Origin of the sequence: Actinacidiphila alni, assembly GCF_900112845.1 — a bacterium.
In the GTDB taxonomy this organism is placed as follows: Bacteria; Actinomycetota; Actinomycetes; order Streptomycetales; family Streptomycetaceae; genus Actinacidiphila; species Actinacidiphila alni.
The window spans coordinates 86,198-110,687 of the sequence record NZ_FONG01000003.1 but is presented as its reverse complement, the minus strand read 5'-3'; the positions used below and the strand labels follow the sequence as shown (position 1 = coordinate 110,687).

Genomic DNA, 24,490 nt, shown 5'->3' with positions numbered 1-24,490 from the left:
GGGGCTCCTCAGCGGTCGTCGTCGGGGTGGTCGAGCGCTTGCGCCCATTCGGCGCGATGACGCAGAAGCCATCGGGCGACCTCCTGCGCGCCACTCAGCGTGTGGTGCTCGGCAGCGCCGCACTGCGCGGTGTCGGCCATCGGCACCTCGGTTGCGCGCAAGAGCGATTCGAGGGCACTCGCGACGAGTCGGGCGATCTCCTCGAAGTCGAGGACGAACGTGACGAGATAGAGACCGGTGCCGCACCCCATCGGCGCGGCGTGGATGACGGCCGGACCGTCCCGGCGGAGATAGGCGATCAGCGCATGCTCCATCGAGTGCATGACGGGAGCAGGCACCCGGCTGACGTTGGGCTGTCCGATGCGGAGATCCCACACGATCACATCTGTTTCGCCCGACCTAGCGCGGTGCGATTCGCGGATGAATGGTGGCGTCATTCTCCGGTGGTCGAGGTCCATTGGGTCCTCCGGGCTCGGTCGTGAGATGCGGCGTGGTGGAGGTCGTTGAGCGCGCGGTGCAACTCGGCGAGGTCGATTCCGTCGAGGTAGCGAACGCGGCCGGGCTCATGCACGGGGGCCGGGATGCGCTGTCGGCCGCCGCGATGGCGGGCGGTGTCGATGAGCGCGTCGAAGAGGACCTGTGGCCGTTCGAGCACGGGGTGCCATAGCGGCAGGCCCAGGGCGTGGGCGAGGCGCACGATCCGGTCTCGGTAGGGAGTAGCAACAGCGCCCCGCCGCCACGCGATCATCGTCGTGACGAGGAGATCCAGCGCGACCGCGACTCCATGGCTGACCTCGGGCTCCATACCGGGAGAGATGCCGTGCCCCGCGTAGCTGGCGCGCTGGGGATCGTGCTCGAATGGGTTGTTGCTCAGCTCTTCGCCCATCGCCGAGACGCTGCGATGGAGGATCGCCAGCGTGGCGGGGTCGCGACCCTGGAAGTGCTCGGCCACCGCTCGCGGGCCGTGTTGCTCTAGGACCGGGAAGAGGCCGCCGTCCAGGGCGATGGCGATCTTGAGGATTTCCCCTGTGCCGTCGAGGATCTGGCCACGGTCGAGGGTGGAGAAGAACGCCGGGTCGGCGTAGGCGGTGGCGGGCGGGTGGTAGCTGCCAACGCGGTTCTTGTACTGCGAGTTGATCGCCACCTTGAGCGCGAACATCGCGTCGATGGCGCTGACGAGCGTAGTGGCGAACGTGATGTAGGGAACTCCTCGCCGGTACGTCGCGGCGGCGTATCCGGCCACGTCGTGGGCGACGCCGCCACCCCAGACGAGCAGGGGTTCCGCGAAGCGGGGCACGCCGTGCGTCTCCATGTACCGATGGATGCGCTCGACGGTGTCTGCGGTTTTCGCGGACTCGCCGCCCGGTAACACGAGGGGGTCAGGGTGGTCTATGCCGTAGCGGGCCAGAAGTGCGCGGATCTGCTCGCCGTAGATCGCATGCACGTGCTCATCGATGATCGGTAATCGGCGTGATGACCAGTCGCGTGGGCCGAGAAGGCTCGGTAAGTCGTCGGGGTGGGCGTGGAGGAGTCCGGGGCGGATGCTCGCGGTCCACTGGAGATCGAGACGGGCACTGAACGTAGTCGTGTGCGTTTCGGTGGTAGACATGGCGCCTTCCGTCCAGACGGGTCAACCTGCGCACTGACCTCTGGCGTGCGTTCCGAGATGTAGCGATACGGGAGCGACGCGAGGAGGTGCGAGTCTACGCCGGGTACAGACAGGTCGCTATGGGTTGCGGCGGCTTGCGTCTAGGTTGTCGCATTCGGGCCGGTCCGCGTGCGCCGCGCGGTCGGGACAACGCCGCCGAGCAGCACCAGGCCCGGCAGGATCACGCCCGGGTATGACGAGCCGATGTCCAGCCGTGTCAGCAGCAGCATCGCGACGGCGGCGACGGCGAAGCCGGGCGCCATCAGCCGGCGGGCCGGGACCCGGGTGACCAGCCGGGTGCCGATCTGCGTCGAGCCGACCACGAAGGCCGCGACCATCGGCAGGAAGGCGAAACCGGTCCTGATCGCCGAGTAGCCCTGGACGACCTGGAGGTAGTACGTCAGGAAGAGGAACACACCGAACAGGCCGATGATGGCCAGGCCCAGCGAGGCGTAGACACCGCCGCGGTTGCGTTCGGTAACCACCCGCATCGGCAGCAGCGGGGCCCTCACCTTGGACTCGACCAGACCGAAGGCGGCCAGCAGCACGCCGGCGGCCACGAACAGGCCGATCGTGGACGGCGCGGACCAGCCGTTGGTCTCGGCGCGGGTGAAGCCATACACCAGGGAGACCAGGCCGAGGGTGGAGAGCACCACGCCGGGGATGTCCAGCGCGGAACGGTTCCGGCCGCCTTCGGGCTCACGGATCACGAAGTACGCGCCGAGGGCCGCGACGATGGCGAACGGGATGTTGGCGAAGAACGTCCAACGCCAGTTCAGGTACTCGGTGAGGACACCGCCGAGCAGCAGTCCGACCGCGCCGCCGCCACCGGCGATCGCGCCGAAGATGCCGAACGCCTTGGCGCGTTCGCGCGCGTCGGTGAAGGTCACCGCGAGCAGCGAGAGGGCGGCGGGCGCGAGCAGCGCGCCGAAGGCGCCCTGGGCGGCGCGGGAGCCGAGCAGCATCGCCTGGTTGGCGGCGGCGCCGCCGATCGCGGAGGCGAGGGCGAAACCGGTCAGGCCGACGACGAAGGCCCGCTTGCGGCCCCACAGGTCGGCGATCCGGCCGCCGAAGAGCAGCAGACCGCCGAAGGCGAGGGCGTAGGCGGTGATGACCCACTGCTTGTTGGCGTCGGAGATTCCGAGATCGCGCTGCGCGCTGGGCAGCGCGATGTTCACGATCGTGGAGTCGAGAACGACCATCAACTGGGCCAGGGAAATGAATACCAGCGCTTTCCAGCGGCTGGGATCCGGAAGACGGCTGTCGACCGTTCGAGACATGAGGGTATCCACTTCGGGAGTGCGGAGAAACGCGGGCGCGGTTGTGGGCACGCCGGACGTCTGAAGGTGTTGCGGGACACACGTGTTACGGGACGGAAAAGCGAGACGCTTTACGGGGACGTATTACTGGGACGTATTTCCTGGGACTGAATTTCTGGGACCGGTTGCGTGGGGACCGGCGTCCGGGGGCGTACGCGGTCGGCGGTCATGAGGCGCGTCGGCGCAGATCCTCCAGAACTGTTGCCGTGCCCGGGAGTTCGGACGGCGTGGACGAACGGAGGCCGTCGAGGAAGAGTTGCAGATGCCGGTGGGCGACCTCGTCGACGTTCGGACAGTCCAGGCCGGGCAGCGGGCGGGTGAGCAGCGACAGGGCGATCAGCAGATCGCCCACGGTCACGTCGGGACGCAGTTGGCCCGCCTGCCGTGCGCGCTCCATCAGCGCCTCGACCGCGTGCTCCAGGCGCTCGCCCTTGGCGGCCAGCTCCGCGCAATCGCGCTCGGGGCCGCCGACGAGCATCCCGCACAGAGCGCCGACGCGTTCGTCGACCGCCATGTGTGCGAAGTCGCGCAGCGCGGTGAAGGGATCGCTGTGCTGAACGGCGACCCGCTCCGCGTGTTCCATGGTGCGGCCCATGACGGAGAGCAGGACGTCGTGCAGCAGTGCCTGCCGGTCGGCGAAATGCCGGTAGAGCGTGGCATTCCCGATGCCGGCCCGGCGGGCTATTTCGTCGAGCGGGGCCTCGGGCCCGTACTCCACGAACATCTCCCGCGCCGCGGCCACGATCCGTTCCCGGTTGCGAAGGGCGTCCGCACGTGTCCGCGGAGCTTTGCGCACCGCCGGTCCGGCCGCTACGGCCGATTCCGGCGCGTCGGTGACGACAGTCACGACAGACCCTCCTTCCGAGCTGATGCGCGGCCCGCGATATCCCGCGTTCGTCCGCCGGACACAAGCGGGGATCCGTTCCCCGCTTACGGCCACGTGGGTGCAAACGGGGATGGGGTCCCCGGTTATTTCAGCCCGTGAATGTGACCTGCGCCATATCAGCCGGAGGCGATGGAATTCCCGGGCGCGTCGCGCAGTCCGAGGCGCAGGTGCTCGACGTGGAAGAGGGCCTGTTCCAGGAGTTCGGCGACGTGGTTGTCGTAGAGGCTGTAGACCACGGAACGGCCGCTGCGTTCGCCGGTGACCAGGCCGAGATTGCGCAGCAGGCGCAGTTGGTGGGAGCAGGCGGACTGCTCCATGCCGACCGCCGCCGCGAGGTCGGTCGCCGCGCACGGCCCTTCCTGGAGCCTGGCCAGGATCCGCAGCCGGGACGGTGTGGCCAGCGCCTGGAGCGTGGCGGCGACATCGGCGGCGCCCACGGTCTCCAGCCGTTCGCGTGCGCTGACGCGGTTCCTGTCCTCGACTCCGTGACCCATGACCTCATCGTAGCGATGACACATGAAGACCTGTTCATTTGTTCCTGTACGGTGGACCGGTCGCATCGTCCGCGCTCCCCGATCGCGGGCGCGCCGCCGTGCCCGGACGCGCAGGAGGTACCGCCACCGTGACCATGTCCCCGTCCCCGTCCACCTCCACTTCCACGCCCACGCTCGACGAGCGCGCCGACCGCCCGGCGCCGGCCGCCACCGGCCGGGCCGCCGCACTCCCCCGGCGCCGTACCCCGGCCTTCGCGCTGACCGAGACCCGGTGGGCGGCCGCGGCCACCGCCGCGTTCCTCCTCGCGCTGCCGCTGCAGCTGTCCGGCCTCGGCGCCTGGTGGTGGGGACCGCTGTACGCGGTCGCGTACGCCGCCGGCGGCTGGGAGCCCGCGCTCGCCGGGCTGCGGTCGCTGCGGTCGGGCACCCTCGACGTGGACCTGCTGATGATCGGCGCGGCGCTCGGCGCCGCCGCCATCGGGCAGGTGCTGGACGGCGCGCTGCTGATCGTCATCTTCGCCACCTCCGGCGCGCTGGAGGCGCTGGCGACCGCACGTACGGCCGACTCCGTACGCGGGCTGCTCGACCTGGCCCCCGCCACGGCCGTCAGGATCACCGCCGACGGCGGTGAACAGACCGTCGACAGTCGGGAGTTGCGGATCGGCGACACCGTGCTCGTCCGGCCGGGCGAGCGGGTCGGCGCCGACGGCATGGTGCTGGCCGGGGCGAGCGAGGTGGACCAGGCGACCATCACCGGCGAGCCGCTGCCGGCGGCCAAGGGGCCGGGTGACGAGGTGTTCGCCGGGACGCTCAACGGCACCGGCGCACTGCGGATCGCCGTACGCCGGGACCCCGCGGATTCCGTGATCGCCCGGATCGTGGCGATGGTCGAGGAGGCGTCGCGCACCAAGGCGCCGACGCAGTTGTTCATCGAGAAGGTCGAGCAGCGCTATTCGCTGGCGATGGTCGCCGCCACGCTCGCGGTGTTCCTTGTCCCGCTGACCCTGGGCGCGGACCCGACGGGGGCGCTGCTGCGGGCCATGACCTTCATGATCGTCGCGTCGCCGTGCGCGGTGGTGCTCGCCACGATGCCGCCGCTGCTGTCGGCCATCGCCACGGCGGGCCGGCACGGCGTGCTGGTGAAGTCCGCGGTGGTGATGGAGCGTCTCGGCCGGGTCGACGCCGTGGCCCTGGACAAGACCGGCACCCTGACCGAGGGCACACCGCGGGTCACCGATGTCGTCGAACTGCCGGGCGCAGGGCCCGCGTTGTCCGGACCGAAAAGCGCGGGACCGGGAAACACCGGCCCGGGAAGCACCCGCTCCGGAGGGCCCGTACTCGGCCGGGCCGGGCTGCTCGCCCTCGCGGCGGCGGCCGAGCGGTCCAGCGAGCACCCGCTGGCCCGGGCGATCGTGGCGGCGGCCCGCGAGGAGGGCGTCGCCGTCCCGGAGGCCACGGACTTCGCCTCCACCCCCGGCGAAGGGGTGACCGCGACGGTGCTCGGCCGCACGATCGCGGTCGGCGCCCCGCCCCGGCCGACCGGCACCGCCGCGCAGACCACCGCCTCGGAGACCACCGCCGTGCAGACCACCGCCTCAGGCGGCACCGCGGCCGCCGACGCCGCCGCGGACCTGGAGCGCCGCGGCCGTACCGCGGTCGTGGTGCTCCGCGACGGGGCGCCCGTCGGCGTCCTCGGCATCGCAGACCGGCTCCGGCCCGACGCCGCGGCGACCGTCCGCGACCTGACCGCGCTCACCGGCGCCGCGCCCGTCCTGCTCACCGGCGACAATCCGCGCGCCGCCGCGCTGGTGGCCGCCGAGGTCGGTATCACCGACGTACGCGCCGGGCTGCTGCCGCGGGACAAGGTGGCGGCGGTGCGGGAACGGCAGGCGGCCGGGGGCAAGGTGATGGTGATCGGGGACGGCGTCAATGACGCGCCGGCGCTGGCCGCCGCTTTCACCGGCCTCGCGATGGGCCGCGCGGGGTCCGACCTCGCGCTGGAGACCGCCGACGCGGTCGTCGTCCGCGACGAACTGGCCGCCGTCCCCGCTCTCGTGACCCTCTCCCGCCGCGCCCGCCGCCTGGTGGTGCAGAATCTCGTGGTCGCCTCGGTCTTCATCACCGCGCTGGTCCTGTGGGACCTGCTCGGCACGCTACCGCTCCCGCTGGGCGTCCTCGGTCACGAGGGTTCGACGGTCATCGTCGGTCTCAACGGGCTGCGCCTGCTGCGCGACAGCGCCTGGCACGGCCGGCGCCGGGCGGACGGCGGGCGGGCGGGCGGCGGGCGGGCGGACGGCGGGCGGGTGCCGGGCAGATCCTAGGGCGTGTCCGCCGCGCGGTCGTCGGCCGCCGACCGGTCCTCGGCCAGGGCCAGTTCGGCCAGCACCGCCTCCTCCGGGAGGCCGGGCGTCTCGCGGACGGCGGCCTCGGCGTCGGCGCGTTCGTGGGACGGGCCCGCGTGGGCCTCCTCCTTGTCCGCCGCGTCCAGGGCGCGGTGGACGGTGCTCAGAACGGCGGCGCCCGCCGCGACCACGACCGCGCCGAGCACGAACGGCACATGCGTGTTGTAGTGCTCGACCAACTTGCCCGCCACGTAAGGGGCGAGGCCGCCGCCGATGAAGCGGACGAAGCCGTAGGTGGCCGAGGCGACCGGGCGCGGCACCGGGGCGATACTCATCACGGCGGTGGTCACCAGGGTGTTGTTGGTGCCGATGAAGATGCCGGAGACGATCGTCGCGCCGATCACGACCCCGCGGTGGTCGGGGAAGATGCCGATGACCAGGGTGTCGAGCGCCATCAGCAGCATGGTGGCGTACAGCGTACGGGCGGTGCCGAGCCGGGACTTGAGCATCGGGGCGCCGAAGACGGCGAAGAGTGCGACCAGCACGCCCCAGGCGCAGAAGACGCCGCCGAGCTTCAGCGGTGACAGGTGCATCAGGAAGGGGGCGTAACCGAGGATGGTGAAGAACCCCCAGTTGTAGAGCAGTCCGGTGACGCTGGTGGTGGCCAGGCTCCGGTGCCGCAGCGCCTTGATCGGCTCGCTGATCGAGGACGGCCGTTCCGGGCGCGGGGTCGCGGGGACCAGGACGGCGGTGGCGACGAGGGCGATCAGCATCAGGGCGGAGACGCCGAAGAAGGGTCCGCGCCAGCTGACGTTGCCGAGCAGGCCGCCGAGCAGCGGGCCGCACGCGATGCCCACGCCGAGCGCGGTCTCGTAGAGCACGATCGCCCCGGCGAAGCCGCCGCTGGCCGAGCCGACGATGACGGCGAGCGAGGTCGCGATGAACAGCGCGTTGCCCAGGCCCCAGCCGGCCCGGAAGCCGACGATCTCGCCGATGCTGCCGCTGGCCCCGGCGACCGCGGAGAACACCACGATCAGCACCAGACCGGTGATGAGGGTGCGTTTGGCGCCGAGCCGGCTGGAGACCCAGCCGGTGACCAGCATCGCGATCGCGGTGACGACCAGATAGCTGGTGAAGAGCAGTTCGACCTGGCTCGGACTCGCCTCCAGCTTGGTGGCGAGCGACGGCAGGATCGGGTCGACCAGACCGATGCCCATGAAGGAGATCACACAGGCGAACGCCACCGCCCAGACCGCTTTCGGCTGGCGGAAGGGGCTGGGGGTCGCGGTGGCCGTGGTCGGTTCGATGTGCGTCATAGGTCTTCCTCCGTAGGAACGGGAGCAACTGTATCGACCATCTATATAGATGGTCAATGGACTGCCTGGCGCGACCGCGGCTATGCTGCGCGTATGACCGGATCCACCGCCGTGACCAGCACGGGGACCAGCGCGAAGGCCGGCACGAGGACGGGCGCGGACCACCCCGAGGACGGCGTGGTCGAGCCCGAAGACGACACGGCCGGTCCCGAGGACGGCGCTGTCGGTCCCGCCGACGCGGTGTACGCACTGGTGTCCACGCTCGTCCGGCACTCGCGCCGCGACGTGAGCCTCACCTCGGCGTCCGCGCTGGCCACCCTGCGGCGTACGGGCCCGCGCCGGATCACCGACCTCGCCGCGATCGAGGGCGTCACGCAGCCGTCGGTGACCGCACTGGTCACCTCGCTGGAGCGGGCGGGCCTGGTCGAGCGGCGCAGCGACCCGGCCGACCGGCGGGTCGTCCTGGTCGCGCTCACCGACGCCGGTCTCGACTACCTCGCCGAGCGGCGCCGCTCCGGCGTCGAGGTCTTCGCCCGGCTGGTCGACCGGCTGCCGGCCGACGAGGCGGCAGCGCTGGCCGCGGCCGTCCCCGCACTGGAGCGGCTGCGCGCCCTGGACGACGCGGAACGCGAGCCGGCGACGCCCTCCTGACGGCCCGTCAGATCCAGCCGCGCCGGGTCGCCGCCACCCCGGCCTGGAAGCGGTTGGTCACTCCGAGCAGTTCGTGCAGCCGGCTCATCCGCCGCCGCATCGTACGGATCGACCAGCCGAGCTGGCGGGCGATCGCCTCGTCCTTGAGGCCGCCGACCAGCAGGGAGAGCATCAAGCGGTCTTCCTGCGACAGCGGGTCGTCGGCCGGGGCGTTCAGCGGGGTCGCCTGCTGCCAGCACAACTGCCAGTAGTCCACCAGCGCGTCCAGCAGCGCCGAGCGGTGGATCACCGCGGCCCGGACGTCGGTCAGGTCGAGGGAGAGCGGCATCAGGGCGATCCGCCGGTCGGCGATGGCGATCTTGGCCCGCAGGCCCGGCAGCACCCGGGCCTGCTCGCCCCGGGCGACCAGATGCCGGATGTCGTCCAGCACACCGGGCCACTCCAGCGCCTCGGGCGCGTAGACGACGCGGTAGCTGACCCCCTTGCCGAGTGCGCTCTCCTCCACCGGATTGCTGGTGGTGAGCGCGTACGGCGGCCGGTCCAGCGTCCGCACCTCCTCGCGGGCCTCCTGCTGGAGCCGGACGAACCAGCGGCCGAGCGCCTCGCTGCCCTGGATGATCTCGACCGCCTCCGCGTCGCCGTGCTGGGTGGCGGCGAACAGCCGGGACAACTCGGCGGAGGCCACCCGGACCCGGTCCAGCTCCGCGGTCCTGGCGCGAACCAGCGTCTCCACCGCGTGCTGCGGCTCGATCGCGGCGTACCGGCGGCGCGTACCGGCCATCCGGCCCACCAGACCGCGGTCGTGCAGCCGGGCCAGCGCGCGGCCCACCCGGTCGGCGGAGCAGTCGAGTTCGGCCGCCAGGTCGGCCGGGGCGGCGGCGTGCCGGGCCAGCAGCGCGCGGTAGACGGTCTCGTCGAACCGGTCGATACCGACCGCCGCCAGGTCATGGGTCATACCGCGGATCGTGGCCCACTCGTGCCAGCGGCAGCAATGGGCCGTCCTGAATCGTTGCAGATCCCTCACCGGCCTCGATAGGACCTCGGTGCATGGCGTACTCCTTGCGAAGGTCCTCCAGAAGTCCCTCCCGAAGAACACTGCACGTCGGCCTCACCGCCTCGGTGCTCGGCGGCCTGCTGATAGCCGTCCCGCAGAGCAGCGCGGGCGCGGCGCCCGAGGCGGGCGGCACCCGGCACGTCATCGTCGAACTCGACGGCGCACCCGCCGTCGCGCCGGCCGCCACCCCCTCGGCCGCCGCGTCCGGCACGGCGGGCACCGGAGCGGCGACCGCGCGACTGGCCGAGCGCCGGCGCGCCGTCGGCGACCGCCAGCGGGACTTCCTGGCCGCGGCGGACCGGGCGGGCATCGAGCCCGCCGCCAAGTCCGTACGGAAACTGGGCCTGCTGGTCGACGCGGTGGCGATGACCGTCCCCGCGGCCGATGTGGACAAGCTCAAGGCCATGCCGGGCGTGAAGGCCGTCGTGCCGGACGCCGTGATGCACGTGACCGACGACGACGCGAACGCGCTGACGGGTGTGCCGCAGGTCTGGAAGCAGCACGACCCGGCCGGCGCCAATGTGACGGGCAAGGGCACGACCATCGCCGTGATCGACTCCGGCGTCGACTACACCCACCCCGACCTCGGCGGCGGCTTCGGCGAGGGCCACAAGGTCGTCGGCGGCTACGACTTCGTCAACGGCGACGCCGACCCGATGGACGACAACGCGCACGGCACGCATGTCGCGGGCATCATCGCGGGCAAGGCCGCCGAGAAGGGCGGCGTCACCGGGGCGGCGCCGGACGCCCAACTGCTGGCGTACAAAGTGATGGACGCCGACGGCTCCGGCCTGACCTCCACGATCATCGCGGGCATCGAGGCGGCCGTCGACCCGGCCAATCCGCACCGCGCCGACGTCATCAACATGAGCATCGGCGGCCCCGGCGACGGTTCTGACCCGCTGAGCCTGGCCGCGGGCGCGGCCGTGGACGCGGGCGTCGTGGTGGTCACCGCGGCGGGCAACGAGGGGCCTGGGCCATATACGGTCGGCGCCCCGGCGGCCGCCCGCGGTGTGATCGCGGTGGGCGCCTCCACCAGCGGCATCCGGATTCCCGAACTGCGGCCCGCCGGGCGGTCCGAGCTGCTCCAGACCTACCGCGGCCTGGTCTCGGCGAATCCGCCCGCCGCCCCGGTCTCGGGCACCGTCGTGGACATCGGCGCGGGCACCCCCGAGGACTGGGAGCGGGTCGGCGACGTCAGCGGCAAGATCGTGCTGTACGCGTATCCGCCGGCCGCGGGTGACGCCGATCCGCTCTACCCGGAGGATCTGGCGGTCTACCGCGAGGCGCAGAAGCGCGGCGCGCTGGCCCTGGTCGGCGGCGCCTCCGGCGGCGGGGGCGGCGGCCCTGTGGTCTTCGGCGACCGCGCGCAGGCACCGGACCTGACGACCCGTGCGATCGGACAGGGCGAGGTCAGGGTCGGCGCGAGCAGCGGCATGACGATCTCGGAGACCGGCGACGACTACCCGTGGATGGACCGCCTGGTCGTCCTGGGCGTGGACCGCTTCCAGGGCCAGGACCTGGCCGCGCTGGCCGGCACCGACCGGAAGCTGACGCTCTCCGGCCGCGATTCCTCCGACCAGATCGCCTCCTTCTCCTCGCGCGGCCCCGACGCGGACTTCGACCTCAAGCCGGACATCGTCGCACCGGGTGTCGACATCCGCTCCACCGTGCCCACCGCGATGGTGCCCTCCGGCGTCTGGAAGATGTCGGGCACCTCGATGGCCTCGCCACTGGTCGCGGGTTCCGCCGCGCTGCTGCGGCAGTTGCACCCGGACCGGTCGGCGGCGGCGATCAGCGCCGATCTGATCGGTTCGGCGAAGCAGCTGCCGGGGGTCGACCGGATCGCGCAGGGCGCGGGGCGGCTTGACGTCCCCGCCGCGGCGGCGCAGACCCTGACCGCCTCCCCCACCAGCGTCTCGCTGGGCCTGGCCGACATGGGCTCGTCCCGGATCGGCGCGAGCCGGACGGTCACCCTGCACAATGACGGCCCGCGCACGGTGACCGGCCGGGTCACCGTGGACGGGCCAGGCGCCCGGGTCTCCCCGGGCCGGGTCAGGATTCCCGCAGGCGGCACCGCGACCGTCCGGCTGACGGTGAGCGACCGGCGCCCGGAGGCCACCACGCACTTCAGCGGCGCGATCACCGTCACCCCGGCCACGGGCCACCCGCTGGCCGTTCCGTATCTGCTGGAGGCGATCCCGCTCCACGTGGACGCCACGCCCGACCCGTCCGACGGCGCGTCGACCGCGTACGTCTACAGCGGCGCCCCGCTCGCGACGCCGCCGCTGCTCACCGTCGACCCGCCCGCGGGCCGGACGTACACCGTGACCACCCGCCCCACCGCCGACCCGCACTACTTCACCGCGGCGCTCACCGGCACGGCGTCCGGTGTCTACCGGCTGACCGCGCGCGGCACCGCGACGACCGGAGCGCGGCAGTACGGCACGGGCGGTTACGAGGTCACCCCGGCGGACTCGCGCGGCGCCGACTGGAAGCCGGTCGGCCCGAACAGCGCCTCGGGTCCTGTGACCCTGGCGCCGAGCGCGCCCGGCGAGGCCGTCATGACGCAGGGCGGCGACACCGGCGCCTGGCTGACCACGAACAGCGGACGCGACTGGTCGCAGATCACCCGCACGCCCTTCGCGGGCGCCGCGACCGACACACCGAGTGTCGTGATCGACGCGCACGACCCGAAGCGCTGGTGGTCGGCGCTGTCCGCCGCCTCCTGGTCGGTGAACGCCGGCGGCATCATGCGCACCGACGACAACGGCCGTACGTGGCAGCGGCTGAACGCCCCGGACACCGGTTACCGCGGCCTCGTCGCGGACAAGGACACCAAGGTGCTGGTCGCGCAGACCGAGGACGGTCTGTACGTGAGCAGGGACGCGGGTGCCACCTGGACCGCCGAGGACCTCGGAATCCAGGGCGACATCCTGTCCGTGGCCTTCGGCGGCGACGACCTCTATGTGTGGGCCGGACAGTCGGTCTGGGCGGTGCGCGGCATGTCGGGCGCGCATCCGCGGCCCGCGCAGCCGGTCTTCACGCTGCCCGGCGACCGTTCGCAGGTGATCGCCGGCTTCTCCGCCGAGGACCAGCTGGTCGCGGTGCAACTGCTCGGCAAGGGCGGCGGCGTCATCGTCAGCAAGGACGGCGGCCGCACATGGGCCGCGCCGTACGGCAGCGGCGGCGGCCTGGTGAAGGTCGCGCAGGGCGACATCTACTACGACGGGCTGTCGTCCGGCGCGCGGATCAGCAGGGACGGCGGCGCGACCTGGACCCCGGTGACGCAGCCCAACGCCACGTCGGTCGTCTTCGACTACGACCGCTGGGCGGACGGTTCGTACACCGTCAGCGCGGGTGCCTCGGGCGTCTACCGGTCCACCGGGGACGGCGGCTACCGGCGGATCGGTGTGCAGGGCGAGAGCGTGCCGTCGCTCGCGGTCTCCGGCGACCGGCTGATGGCGGGCACCTCGGTGGGGATGTACTCCACACGGCTGCCGGCCACGAGCCCGGAGTGGGGCGCGGCGGAGAACGAGGGCACGACCGGCACCCGCATCTCCTTCCTGCGGACGTACGCCAAGGACCCGCGGATCGTGTGGCGGGTCTTCGAGAACCTCTTCGGCCTGGACCTGCAGAAGTCCGTGGACGGCGGCCGGACGTGGGAGTCGCGGGGCACCCTCGACGGCACCGCGACCTCGCTGCTGATCGACAAGGACGACCCGGACAAGGTGGCGGTCGGCTACCAGCGGCTGGACGCGGTGGGTCTCTACACCACCACCGACGGCGGCGGGCACTGGAAGGGGCTGCGCAAGGACGACGTCTTCCGCGCCTGCGCGGCCGACCCGAACAGGCCGGGCCGGATCTGGCTCGGCGGCTACAACGGCGTCTACTACTCCGACGACTTCGGGGCGACGCTCACCAAGGCGGCGGGCGGCGAGGTCTCGGCGCTGTCCTTCACCGGCTCGACGCTGATCGTCGGCGGTACGTCGCTGCGCTACAGCTCCGACGGCGGCCGGACCTTCCACGACGCGGACTCGGGGGACCTGCGGATCCAGGTCTCGGACCTGCTGAAGGTCGGCCGCGACTGGTACGCGGGCACCACGAGCCGCTGGGTACCGGGCGAAGTCCCGTACGGCGCGCGGGGCGTGCTCCGCTCCACCGACGGGGGCCGCACCTGGCACAGCGTCTCGGGCGGGCTGCGGAACACCGATGTGCTGTCGCTGGCCGCGCCGGCCGACGGCAGCGCGCTGTACGTGGGCACGACGCAAGGCGGTGTGCACCGGCTGTCGCTGCGCCGCTGAGGCGCCCCGACCGGGCGGTGCCCTAAGAAGCAGGGCCGCTCGTGCGCCGGGGCCTTCGGCCGGATCGTCCGATCCGGCCGAAGGCCCCGGCGTTTGCCGCTACTTGCTGCCGCCGCCCACCGCGGCGAGCGACCACTTCCGGTCCTCGCGCGAGGTGAGGTCGACGCGGATCGTCATCGCGTCAGTACCGAGCAGCAGGAGCAGCGCGGTGTTCAGGCGCGGCATCGTCCGCAGCCGCCGCGTCGTGTCGTCCTCGGGCCGCAACTGGGCGGTGCCGGTGTACCAGCGGCCGTGGAACCGCACCCGCACCCGGGGATCGGCCTCGATGTTGCGCACGTACTGCGCCCGGGGGCCGTGCGCGGCGACGAACCAGAACACGCGTCCCTCGCGCCGCCCTGCCACCGGGGTGCTGCGCCGCAGCCCTGTTTTGCGCCCCGTGGTCTCCACCAGTGTCTGGAACGGAACCCGGCGGAAGAGCGGATTCTCCAGGGTGCGCTGGAACGCCGAGATCGCACGGTATTTCGTGTCCTTGTAGCTCGACACGTGAACTGCCCCCGTCCGTATGGGTTTACGGTGCGTCGATGGTGCGTGACTCCTTCGGAGGCTATCCGCAGGGGGTCGGGCGGCGCAGGCGTATGGCGGCGTTCCGCCGTACCACGGACGGCTGGTGACGGTGCGTCAGGCATGCGTCAGCCGGTGCGGAGCAGTTCCTCGAACAGGGCGCGCTGGCCGAGGGCGGTGTCGACGGTCCTGGTCAGGAAGGCGTCCGACTCCGGTTCGAGGAAGAGGCCGGCCTTCTTGACCGCGGCGGCGAATCCGGGGTCGCGGACCGCTTGCCGGAAGGCGTCGCGCAGGACGGCGAGCCGGGCGGGCGGCACACCGGGCGGGGCGAAGAAGGCGTGGCCGAGGTCCATGACGTCGCTGAGCGCGTGCAGCGCCCGGAGCGTGCCGCTGTCGACGCCGCGCTTCTCGGCCTCCTGGATGACGGTCGGCACGTGCGGCAGTTCGTCGAAGGGTGTCTCCGACATGAGCAGCACGCTGTTGGCCTTGTCCGTGATCTCCAGGGCGTCGGAGGCGGACAGTGACGCCGTGGCGCCCTTGCCGCCGACGAATGCCTCCTTCTCGTCGCTGCTGCCGGTGAAGGCGGCGCTCATCCTGAACGGCACCTTGAAGGCGTTGAAGACGATCACGGTCGCGTTGTAGTCGGCGCTGCCCTTGCCGGTCGCGAGCGCGGTGATCCGGTGGCCGCCGTCGACGAGTTTCGCGAAGGTCGGATAGGGGCCGTCGGCGTGCGTGACGATCAGATGCGGGTCGCCGTCCGGGCGGCCGATCCAGTTGACCTTGGACATGTCCAGGTGCAGGCCGAGGGTGTCGTCGATCTGGTTGAAGACGTCGCCGCCGGCGTTGGTGTCGCCGATGGTCAGGCCGTCGGGCTCCGCGTCGTAGATCTCACTGGTGCCCAGCAGTCCGCCGCTGCCCAGCTTGTTGTCGACGTGCACGGTGGCGACGCCGAGGTACTTCTGCAGGTACGGCGCGAGGGCGCGGGCCCACTGGTCGTATCCGCCGCCGGGTCCGTACGGCACGATCACCTGGAGGATCTTGCCGTTGTAGAAGGAGCGCGCGCTGTCGGCGGCCTCGGCGGCGCCGGCGTCCTTGTGGCCGCAGGCACCGACGGCGGTGAGTAACAGGGTGAGCGCGGACGCGCCGGCCAGGACGCGCCGGGTCCGGTACGGGCGCCGCGATGGTCTGGTGCGCGGGGTGTTCCGTGGTCGATCCGTGGAGTGGGACAGCGTCATCGGGGTCCTCACGGTGAGCGGGTGGTGCGAAAAGGTAGGTCCATTCGACCCATGGCGCAATGCTTCGCACAGGATTACCGGAGACCGTTCCACCGTCCGCTTGCGATTCCCCGACGAATCGGGTGATACGGCATCGATTCGCCCATGGGTAACGATGCGGTAACACTCCTGTTCCATGGTTAGACCATAAGACCGATGGTCGTGTTTCATGCAGTCACCTTCAACGCGGCCACCGGACGATGACACCCCGACGGGACAGCCACCGCTCCGATGCCGTCCGCCTCTTGAGGATCCTGTCCGGCTCTCGCTTCAGGAGTGTGCGATGCGTCCAGGTGCCCTCACCGCCGGCCTCCTCGCCGCGGGTCTCGTCCTCGTGGGCTGCGGTTCCTCGCCCGCCTCGAGCGGCGGCTCCGGCAAGGCGGCCTCCGATCCGTACGCCCCCTACGCCTCGCTGACCGGTGCGCAGCGCACCCAGAAGCTGCTCGCCGACGCCAAGAGCGAGGGCGGCGTGCTCGACCTCTACACCTCCAACACCGACATCCAGGACCTGGTCGACGGCTTCAAGAAGGCGTATCCGGGCGTCAAGGTCAACGCCTTCCGGGCCAACTCCGAGACCGTGCTGCAGCGCGTGCTCCAGGAGGACCAGGCCGGCAAACCGCAGAACGACGTCGTGGACACCAATGACTCCGAACTGCGGTCGATGGACAAGCAGCATGTGCTCACCCCCTACGACGGCCCGTCCAAGGCGGGACTGCGGCCGTCGGCGACCACCTTCGGCGGCTGGACCGCGGAACGCTTCAACGCCTTCGTCGTCGGCTGGAACACCGACGTCATCCCGCAGGGGCAGCCGCCGAAGACCTTCGCCGACCTCGCCGATCCCAAGTGGAAGGGCAAGCTGTCGCTGGAGGTCGGCGACTGGGACTGGTACGCCTCCATGCACACCTATCTGACGGACAATCAGCACATGAGCGCCGCCGACGTGGACGCGCTCTTCAAGAAGATCGTCGCCAACAGCAAGGTCACCAAGGGCCACACCGTCCAGGGCGAACTCCTCAGCGCGGGGCAGTTCGGCGTGGCCCTGTCGGTCTACAGCCACACGATCGACAAGGCGGCCAAGAAGGGCGCGCCGGTGGCGTGGCGGCCCACCGTGCAGCCGGTGATCCTGCGCCCCAACGGCGTCGGCCTGATGGCGCACGCCCGGCACCCGGCCGCGGCCCTGCTGTGGACCGACTGGGTGCTCAGCGCGGGCCAGCAGGCGATCGCGAAGTCCCTGCGGATCCCGGCGGCCACCACCGTCAAGGGCTACACCGATCCGATCCCGGCCGGCACCACCACCTACAACGTCCCCGAATCCGCCGAGACCGACAGCGCCAAGTGGAACGCCGCCTACGACGCCCTTCTGCGCGGCGTCGCCAAGACCGGCTGATCCTCCCCGGCCGATCCCCGCGGCCAGCCTCCGGCCGGTCCCACCATCCGATCCTTCCGGCCGGTCCCACCAGCTGATCCCACCGGCCGGCCCCTCCGGCCGGTCCCGACACCTCACCACAGTCTCCCCAGGAGCGCACCCTCATGAGAACCACCCGTAACGCGGCGCTCGCCGTGTCCGCCCTGGTGGCCGCGGCCCTCGTCACCGCTTGCGGCGGCAGCTCGCCCGGCGCCTCGTCCGGTACCGCGAATTCCGCCTACTCGCAGATCAGCGCGCTGCCCAAGGCCCAGCAGCGCGCCAAGGCGCAGGAGTTGGCCAAGAAGGAGGGCAACACGCTGTCGCTGTACACCTCCATGACCGCGGACGTGGCGACCCCGGTGGCCAAGGCGTTCGAGAAGAAGTTCGACATCCACGTCAGCGTCTTCCGCGCCAACTCCGAGACGGTCCTTCAGCGGACCTCCCAGGAGGAGCAGGCGGGCCGGCCCGGCGGCGACGCGGTGGAGACCGACTTCGTCGAGATGGCGGCCATGGCGCAGAACGGATTCCTCGCCGACTACGCCGGCTCCGGTCTGGACAAGGTCGATCCTAGCGGCAGGTTCACCCACTGGACGGCCAGCCGCTTCAACGTCTTCCAGCCGGCCTGGAACACCAATCTGATCAAGCCCGCGGACGAGCCGCACAGTTGGGAGGACCTGGCCTCCCCCAAGTACAAGGGCAAGCTGACCGTCGAGATCAGCGACAGCGACTGGTACGAGAACCTCACCAAGTACTGGCTGGACCACGGCAAGACACAGGCCCAGGTGGACGCCCTGTGGAAGGCCATCATCGGCAATTCCAAGGTGTCCAAGGGACACACCACGATGATGCAGTTCCTCAGCGCGGGGCAGAGCCCGATCGAGGCGATGAACTACACGTACATCACCGACCGCGCCGAGAAGAAGGGCGCGCCGGTCACGCACCTGCCGGCCGACGGCGTCTCGAAGATCCCGGCCTTCGCGCGGCCCAACGGGGTCGGCATGATCAAGGACGCCAAGCACCCGGCCGCCGCCTGGCTCTTCTACGACTGGCTGTTGACGGATGGTCAGCAGGAGCTGGTGGACCTCGGTCTCACGCCGTCCACGAAGATCCCCGGCGACCAGAGCCTGAAGGGCACCACGCTCGTCCCGTTCGACGTCACGGGGCTGACCAAGGAGGGCGCCGACTGGGACAAGAAGTACGACCAGTTGCTGCGCGGCGCGTCGGCGGGGAAGTGAGGCGTCGATGGCGATCGCACCCGCTCCCACCGCGCCGCGCGGCGGCGAACCGATGCCCGACGACGGTCCGGCCGGAGACGGCGCCGCCACCCCCGGCCGCGCGGTCCGGCTGCTGCGCCGGCTGCTGACCTTCCAGACCCTGCTGGTCGGCGGCTCGGTCGTGGTGGTCGGCTATCTCGCGCTCGTCCCGCTCGGCTACCTCTTCCACGACACCTTCCTCAGCGGCGGCGGCTTCTCCTTCGACGCCTTCAGCCGGGCCTACGGCGGCGACTCGCAGTCCGGCTCGATGATGCTCAACTCGCTTTGGTTCGCCTTCGGTTCCGCCGCGCTCGCGCTGCTGCTCGGCACCGCGCTGGCGTACGTCCAGGTGCGCACCGACACCCCGTTCAAGGGGCTGTTCTTCGCGGCGTCGCTGGTGCCGCTGATCATTCCCGGCATCCTCTACGCCACCTCCTGGATCTTCCTCGGCGACCCGACGATCGGGCTGCTCAACACCCTGGTGTTCAAGCCGCTGTTCGGGGCGTCGCCGATCAACATCTTCAGTGTGTGGGGCATGATCTGGGTGCAGGGCCTGCACCTGGCGCCGGTGGCGTTCCTGCTGATGGTGGCGGCCTTCCGTGCGATGGACCCGTCGCTGGAGGAGTCGGCCGCGATGTCGGGCGCGGGCCGCGGCACGATCCTGTGGCGGATCACCCTTCCCCTGGTGCGGCCCGCGATGATCTCGGGCGCGCTGCTGATGTTCGTCCAGTCGCTGGAGAGCTTCGAGGTGCCGGGCCTGCTCGGACTGCAGAACGGCACCTACGTCTTCACCAGCCGGATCTACTTCGTGCTGCGCGCCTACCCGATCGACTACGGCGCGGCCGGCGCGTACGCCATCGGTCTGCTGGCCATCGCGGCGGCCGGTGTGCTGCTGTCGGCCTGGCTGCAACGCTCCTCGCGCAACTTCCAGACGGTCACCGGCAAGGCGTTCCGGCCGCGCCCGGTGGAGCTGGGCCGGGCCAGGCCGCTGGCCGGCGCCGCGGTGATCGGCTACTTCCTGCTCACCGTGGTGCTGCCGATCGCGGTGCTCATCTACGCCTCGCTGCTGAAGTACTACGCGGTGCCGTCGCGCAAGGCGATCAAGACGATGTCGCTGAACAACTACCGCGAGGTGCTGCACACCCCGCTGGCCTTCACCGCGCTCAAGAACTCGCTGGTCCTCGGCGTCGGCGCGGCCACGGTGGTCATGCTGCTCACCGCGATCGTCTCCTGGGTCGTGCTGCGCACCAAGGCGCCGGGGCGGCGCCTGCTGGACATGCTGGCCTTCACCCCGATCGTGATCCCCGGGCTGGTGCTCGGCCTGGCGCTGTCCTTCGTCTATCTGCGCAGCTCACTGCCGATCTACGGGACGCTGCTGATCCTGCTGATCTCGTACTGCACGCGCTATCTGCCGTACGGCATGCGCTACTCCTCGGCGGCGATGGCGCAGATCTCGCCGGAGCTGGAGGAGTCCGCGGCGGTGTCCGGGGCCTCGTGGTTCCAGACCTTCCGGCGGGTGGTACTGCCGCTGATGAGCAGCGGCTTCCTGGCCGGGTGGGTCTACATCCTCGTGGTGTCCTTCCGCGAACTGTCCAGCACGATCCTGCTCTACAGCCCCGGCAAGGAGGTGCTGTCGGTGCTGATCTGGGAGCAGTTCGAGAACGGGCAGTTCACCACGCTCGCCGCGCTCGGTGTCTGCATGGTCGTGATCCTCGTCCTGCTCGTCTCCGTCGCCTACCGCCTGGGAGCGCGCTTCGGCCTCCAGGGCGACTCCACGAACTAGCCGTACGCCACCGCGCGCAACCCGCGCGCAACCGCACGCACGAGAGGAAAGGGTGTCGGGGATGCTGACCGTCGAATCCCTCGCCAAGAGTTACGAAGATTCCCCTGGCCGCAGATCCCGCCGCGCCGCGGAAGGGACCACCCGTCACTTCGCCGTGGACGGAGTCGACTTCGAGGTGCACGACGGCGAACTGTTCACGCTGCTCGGCCCGTCCGGCTGCGGGAAGACCACGACGCTGCGCTCGATCGCGGGCCTGGAACGCCCGACGAAGGGCCGGGTGACGCTCGGCGGCCGGGTGCTATTCGACGCGGGCAAGGGCATCAATCTCAAGGCCAACAGCCGTGGTTTCGGCATGGTGTTCCAGTCGTACGCGATCTGGCCGCACCTGTCGGTCTTCAAGAACGTGTCCTTCCCGCTGGAGGTCATGCCGCGGGCCAGCCGGCCGGGCCGCAAGGAGATCGAGGAGCGCGTCGAGCGGGTGCTCGACGTGATCGAGCTGGGCTCGTACGCGCGCCGGCCCGCGACCAAGCTCTCCGGCGGCCAGCAGCAGCGCCTGGCGCTGGCCCGCGCGCTGGTGACCCAGCCCGAGCTGATGCTGCTCGACGAGCCGCTGTCCAATCTGGACGCCAAGCTGCGCGAGACGATGCGCTTCGAACTCAAGCGGCTGCAAAGGGAGTTGAACCTCACCGCGATCTATGTGACGCACGATCAGTCCGAGGCGCTGGTGATGTCCAACCGGATCGCGGTGATGGACAAGGGGCGGATCGAGCAGATCGGCAAACCGCGCGAGATCTACACCAGGCCCGCCAGCCGCTTCGTCGCCGAATTCATCGGCACCGCCAACTTCATCGAGGCGACCGTGCTGTCGGTGACCGGCGACGAGGTGGTGGTCGACTGCGCCCAGGGCCGGCTGGTGGCCCGGCAGGTGGAGTCGCCGCCCGCGGTCGGCGACTCGGTGCTGGTGTCGATCCGGCCGGAGTCGGTGGACATCTCCACCACCCGGCGCGGCGACGTGCCGACCGAGTGGACCGGGACCGTCGTGACCCGCGCCTTCATGGGTGATGTCGTCGACCACATCGTGGCCGTCGGCAAGCAGGAGATCCACTGCCGTTCCAACCCGACGGTGTCGATCCAGCCCGGCACCGAGGTCCATCTGTCGGTGGCCCCCGAGAAGGTCACCCTCGTCCCCGGCGCGTGACCCGCACCCCGACCGCCGCCCCGCACGACGCCGTTCTGGAGGCACCGTGAGCACCCGTACCACCACCGAAGTCACCCACTACCACGTGCAGAAACAGCGCCGCGCCGCATTCCTGGAACAGTGGCGGGACAATCACCGCACCGTCGTCGCGCTGGAGGACGTGACGATGCACCCCACCGAGCGGCGCAGCCGGATCGGGGTGTACGCGGGCGCGGACGGCGACCGGCCGACCCGCACGATGGACGCGCTGGCCCACGAGTTCGACCCCGGCACCGCCACCACGGTGCACCGGCACTCCTGGGACGCGATGGTCTTCGTCGTCGCGGGCCGCGGCTGGACGGAGATCGACGGGCGGCGGATCGACTGGGGTCCCGGCGACTCGCTGCACCTGCCGGCCTGGTCCTGGCACCGCAGCGGCAACGACGGCGACGTCACCGCCCGCTATCTGACCTTCTCCAGCCAGCCGATGCTGGAGACGATGGGCATGGCGGTACTGGAGGACGCGGGCGACACCCCGGTCGCCGAACTTCCGCCGCGCCCGCCCTTCTCGCCCGGCCGGGACGGCGCCGATCCGTACGCGGCCCGGCTGCGGCGGCTGGCGCGCGAGCAGGAGGCGCGCCGCTCCGGGCGGCTGCACACCAGTTGGGACGAGCTGGAACTGCGCAACACCCCGCGCGGCACCCGCACCACCTTCCTGCTCGACCGTGCCATCGGCTACCAGGCGTCGGGCATCACCATGGCGATGTTCGAGATCGGCCCGGCGCGCGGCCAGTCGATGCACCGCCATCCGGGCGAGGCGTGGCTGTACGTGGTGGAGGGCAGCGGGGAGAGCTATCTCGGCACCGAGCCGGAGGGCGGCGAGCGGCACCCGTGGAAGAAGGGCGACATCATCGTCGTCGACCACTTCCTGTGGCACCAGCACTTCAACACCGACCCGGAGAAGACCGCGAAGGTGGTCCGCATCCACATGTTCGACAGCCTGCTGGAGACGATGCGGGTGCTGGCCGATCCGCTGGTGCTCTTCGAGGAGCCGCCGGAGCACATCCGGGACGCGCAGGCCGGTGATCCGACCACGATCCAGTGGCCGGCGCTCGACCGCCCGACGTGGCCGTGAGCGGGGGCCGTACGCCGTGACCAGCGCGCTGCCGCAGGGCGTGGCCGCGGTCCACGCGCTCCCCGCCGACCACCACGACGGCCCCTGGGACGCGGTCGTCACCGATCCCGCGGTCAAGGAGCGGCTGCTCGCGACCGCCGTGCTCGTGCTCCGGCACGGGCGGCGGCTCGCGGGCTCGGCCGTCGCCCCGCACGGCCTGATCGTGCTCGCCGGACCGCCGGGCACCGGGAAGACGACGCTCGCGCAGGGCCTGGCCCAGGCCGCCGCGCGGGCCCTGGCACCGCACGGCGCGACGACACTGGTCGAGGTCGATCCGCACGCCTTCCCCAGCGAGATGCTCGGCGAGAGCCAGCGGGCGGTGTCCCGGCTCTTCCGCGAGTCGCTGCCCGAACTGGCCGCGCGCCGCCCGCACACCCTGGTGCTGGTGGACGAGGTCGAGGCCCTGGCGGTACGGCGGCAGGCCGCGTCCTTCGACACCAATCCGGTCGATGTGCACCGGGCCACGGACGCGGTGCTCAGCGGTCTCGACGTGCTGCGCGCGCAGCGTCCCGGCACGCTGCTGGTGGTCACCACGAATTTCGCCGAGGCGGTGGACGACGCCTTTCTGTCCCGGGCCGATCTGATCGTCCGCACCGAACTGCCCGACAAGGAGGTGATCCCGCTCATCGTCGCCGATTCGCTGCGCGAACTGGCGGCGCAGTGGCCGGAATTGGCGGCACTCGCGGCCGACGACGCGGTGCACGGCCGGATGGGCGAGCTGCTCCGCGGGCTCGACGGGCGGCGGATCCGCAAGACCGTGCACGGCGCCCTCGCCCTGCGACTGGCCACCGCGCGCGATCCGTCGCTGCTGACGGCGGCGGATCTGTACGCGGCGGCCGAGGAGGCCGCCGCGGAGCTGACCGCGCCGGCCCTGACGGCGGGCGGACCGGCCCGGGCGGCGCGATGACGGACACGGGTACGGGTCCGCGTCCGGGTGGCGCCGTGGTTTCGGGGTCGGCGGCACGGCCCGCGGCGGGCGCCGCCGGCACGGCGGAGACCACGGACACGGCGGCCCTGCGCGAGCGGATCGCCGTCGCCTGCCGGGTGCTGGCGGTGACCGGTCTGGTCGAGCACATCCTCGGGCACGTCAGCGCGCGCGTCGGGCCGGACGCGCTGCTGGTGCGCGGGCGCGGCCCGCGCGAACGCGGTCTCGCCTTCACCACCGTCGCCGACGTCCAGCGGGTGGATCTCGACGGCGCCGGGAACGTACCCGCCGGCTGGTCGGCGCCCAATGAACTGCCCATCCACACCGGTGTCCTGCGGGCCAGGCCCGAGGTCACCGCCGTCGTGCACACCCATCCCCCGGCGGTGGTCGCCGCGTCCGTCGCCGGTCTGCCCTGGCTTCCGCTGGTGGGCTCGTACGACATTCCGGCCGCGCGCCTGGCCCACGACGGCATTCCCGTCTGGCCCCGCTCGGCCCTGGTGCGCCGCTGGGACCTGGCCGAGTCGATGGTCGCGGCGATGGGCGACCGACCGGTGGTCGTGCTGCGGGGGCACGGCCTGGTCAGCGTCGGCACCGGCGATCCCGCGGACGCCGTGGCCGCCGCCGTCACCCGGGCGCTGGCCGTCGAATCGCTCGCCCGGATCGCCCTGGCGGTGGCCGCCACGGGCGCGCCGCTGCGGGCGATCCCCGACGAGGATCTGGCCGAACTCCCCGACCTCGGCTCGGCCTTCAACGTCGCGGCGATGTGGCGGCACCTGGAGGCCCGGGCCGCCGCGGAGGGTCCGGCTGCGCCCCTGCGCGAAGAAGCCGCCGCTCCCCCGGCGAGACGCCTTGGGCCCACGTCCGCGTAGGAAGAGGCGGGCCTGCCGTGTCCCCGTCGTCGGGGGAACACGGCGGGCCCGTACC

18 protein-coding genes and 1 pseudogene are annotated in these 24,490 nt (G+C 71.5%); 10 read left to right on the top strand and 9 right to left on the bottom strand.

Features of this window, described 5'->3' with window-relative positions; translation table 11 throughout:
• Positions 1-8: 8 nt before the first annotated feature.
• From BM076_RS06125 to BM076_RS06105, 5 genes and pseudogenes are all read right to left on the bottom strand, one after another.
• Positions 9-458: an S-ribosylhomocysteine lyase gene (locus BM076_RS06125; protein ID WP_093712347.1), complete on the bottom strand. Its 450-nt coding sequence runs from the start codon at positions 456-458 to the stop codon at positions 9-11.
• The gene (locus BM076_RS06120) at positions 434-1,609 is read right to left on the bottom strand and encodes a 3-dehydroquinate synthase family protein (protein ID WP_093712346.1); all 1,176 of its coding nucleotides are present in this window, start codon (positions 1,607-1,609) and stop codon (positions 434-436) included. Before BM076_RS06120 ends, BM076_RS06125 begins: the two co-directional genes overlap by 25 nt.
• A gap of 176 nt (positions 1,610-1,785) precedes the next feature.
• Positions 1,786-2,928, bottom strand: a pseudogene (locus BM076_RS06115) (MFS transporter); the annotation flags it as partial.
• 205 nt (positions 2,929-3,133) lie between these two features.
• Positions 3,134-3,814 (bottom strand): TetR/AcrR family transcriptional regulator, encoded by a 681-nt coding sequence (locus BM076_RS06110; protein ID WP_093712344.1) that lies wholly within the window; start codon positions 3,812-3,814, stop codon positions 3,134-3,136.
• A 155-nt stretch (positions 3,815-3,969) separates the two neighbouring features.
• Positions 3,970-4,347: an ArsR/SmtB family transcription factor gene (locus BM076_RS06105; protein WP_093712343.1), complete on the bottom strand. Its 378-nt coding sequence runs from the start codon at positions 4,345-4,347 to the stop codon at positions 3,970-3,972.
• A 134-nt stretch (positions 4,348-4,481) separates the two neighbouring features.
• On the opposite strand from BM076_RS06105, the gene BM076_RS06100 reads away from it, so the two are divergent.
• A complete protein-coding gene (locus BM076_RS06100; protein ID WP_093712650.1) occupies positions 4,482-6,668 on the top strand; it encodes a heavy metal translocating P-type ATPase in 2,187 nt (728 codons plus the stop codon).
• Here the strand turns inward: BM076_RS06100 and BM076_RS06095 are convergent.
• Positions 6,665-8,005 (bottom strand): MFS transporter, encoded by a 1,341-nt coding sequence (locus BM076_RS06095; RefSeq protein WP_093712342.1) that lies wholly within the window; start codon positions 8,003-8,005, stop codon positions 6,665-6,667. The two genes, BM076_RS06100 and BM076_RS06095, sit on opposite strands and share 4 nt — an antisense overlap.
• A 93-nt stretch (positions 8,006-8,098) precedes the next feature.
• Here BM076_RS06095 and BM076_RS06090 point away from each other — a divergent pair, with 93 nt between their 5' ends.
• Positions 8,099-8,656, top strand: coding sequence for a MarR family winged helix-turn-helix transcriptional regulator (locus BM076_RS06090; protein WP_245795769.1), 558 nt, complete (start codon positions 8,099-8,101; stop codon positions 8,654-8,656).
• Positions 8,657-8,663: 7 nt separating this feature from the next.
• Here the strand turns inward: BM076_RS06090 and BM076_RS06085 are convergent, their stop codons facing one another.
• Positions 8,664-9,611, bottom strand: a complete 948-nt coding sequence (locus tag BM076_RS06085; protein ID WP_093712341.1) for a helix-turn-helix domain-containing protein — start codon at positions 9,609-9,611, stop codon at positions 8,664-8,666.
• Positions 9,612-9,703: 92 nt separating this feature from the next.
• Between BM076_RS06085 and BM076_RS06080 the strand changes: the two genes are divergently transcribed.
• Entirely contained in the window at positions 9,704-14,014 is a 4,311-nt protein-coding gene (locus tag BM076_RS06080) for a S8 family serine peptidase (protein ID WP_093712340.1), read from the top strand.
• Positions 14,015-14,113: 99 nt separating this feature from the next.
• Here BM076_RS06080 and BM076_RS06075 read toward each other — a convergent pair whose 3' ends face one another.
• On the bottom strand, positions 14,114-14,557 hold the full coding sequence (locus BM076_RS06075) for a nitroreductase/quinone reductase family protein (protein ID WP_093712339.1): 444 nt from the start codon (positions 14,555-14,557) through the stop codon (positions 14,114-14,116).
• Positions 14,558-14,703: 146 nt separating this feature from the next.
• The gene (locus tag BM076_RS06070) at positions 14,704-15,810 is read right to left on the bottom strand and encodes a Bug family tripartite tricarboxylate transporter substrate binding protein (RefSeq protein ID WP_177246347.1); all 1,107 of its coding nucleotides are present in this window, start codon (positions 15,808-15,810) and stop codon (positions 14,704-14,706) included.
• A 322-nt stretch (positions 15,811-16,132) separates the two neighbouring features.
• On the opposite strand from BM076_RS06070, the gene BM076_RS06065 reads away from it, so the two are divergent.
• The 7 genes from BM076_RS06065 (at position 16,133) to BM076_RS06035 (ending at position 24,435) form a co-directional block, all read left to right on the top strand.
• Positions 16,133-17,236 carry an ABC transporter substrate-binding protein gene (locus BM076_RS06065; protein WP_093712337.1) on the top strand — a complete coding sequence of 368 codons (1,104 nt, stop codon included), beginning with the start codon at positions 16,133-16,135 and terminating at the stop codon, positions 17,234-17,236.
• A gap of 143 nt (positions 17,237-17,379) precedes the next feature.
• Positions 17,380-18,489, top strand: coding sequence for an ABC transporter substrate-binding protein (locus BM076_RS06060; RefSeq protein ID WP_093712336.1), 1,110 nt, complete (start codon positions 17,380-17,382; stop codon positions 18,487-18,489).
• A gap of 7 nt (positions 18,490-18,496) precedes the next feature.
• Positions 18,497-20,290, top strand: coding sequence for an ABC transporter permease (locus BM076_RS06055; protein WP_093712335.1), 1,794 nt, complete (start codon positions 18,497-18,499; stop codon positions 20,288-20,290).
• Positions 20,291-20,351: 61 nt separating this feature from the next.
• Positions 20,352-21,488: an ABC transporter ATP-binding protein gene (locus tag BM076_RS06050; RefSeq protein WP_093712334.1), complete on the top strand. Its 1,137-nt coding sequence runs from the start codon at positions 20,352-20,354 to the stop codon at positions 21,486-21,488.
• A gap of 46 nt (positions 21,489-21,534) precedes the next feature.
• On the top strand, positions 21,535-22,602 hold the full coding sequence (locus tag BM076_RS06045; protein WP_093712333.1) for a cupin domain-containing protein: 1,068 nt from the start codon (positions 21,535-21,537) through the stop codon (positions 22,600-22,602).
• A 16-nt stretch (positions 22,603-22,618) separates the two neighbouring features.
• Positions 22,619-23,548 carry an AAA family ATPase gene (locus BM076_RS06040; protein WP_093712332.1) on the top strand — a complete coding sequence of 310 codons (930 nt, stop codon included), beginning with the start codon at positions 22,619-22,621 and terminating at the stop codon, positions 23,546-23,548.
• 35 nt (positions 23,549-23,583) lie between these two features.
• Positions 23,584-24,435, top strand: a complete 852-nt coding sequence (locus tag BM076_RS06035; RefSeq protein ID WP_245795767.1) for a class II aldolase/adducin family protein — start codon at positions 23,584-23,586, stop codon at positions 24,433-24,435.
• Positions 24,436-24,490 lie beyond the last annotated feature (55 nt).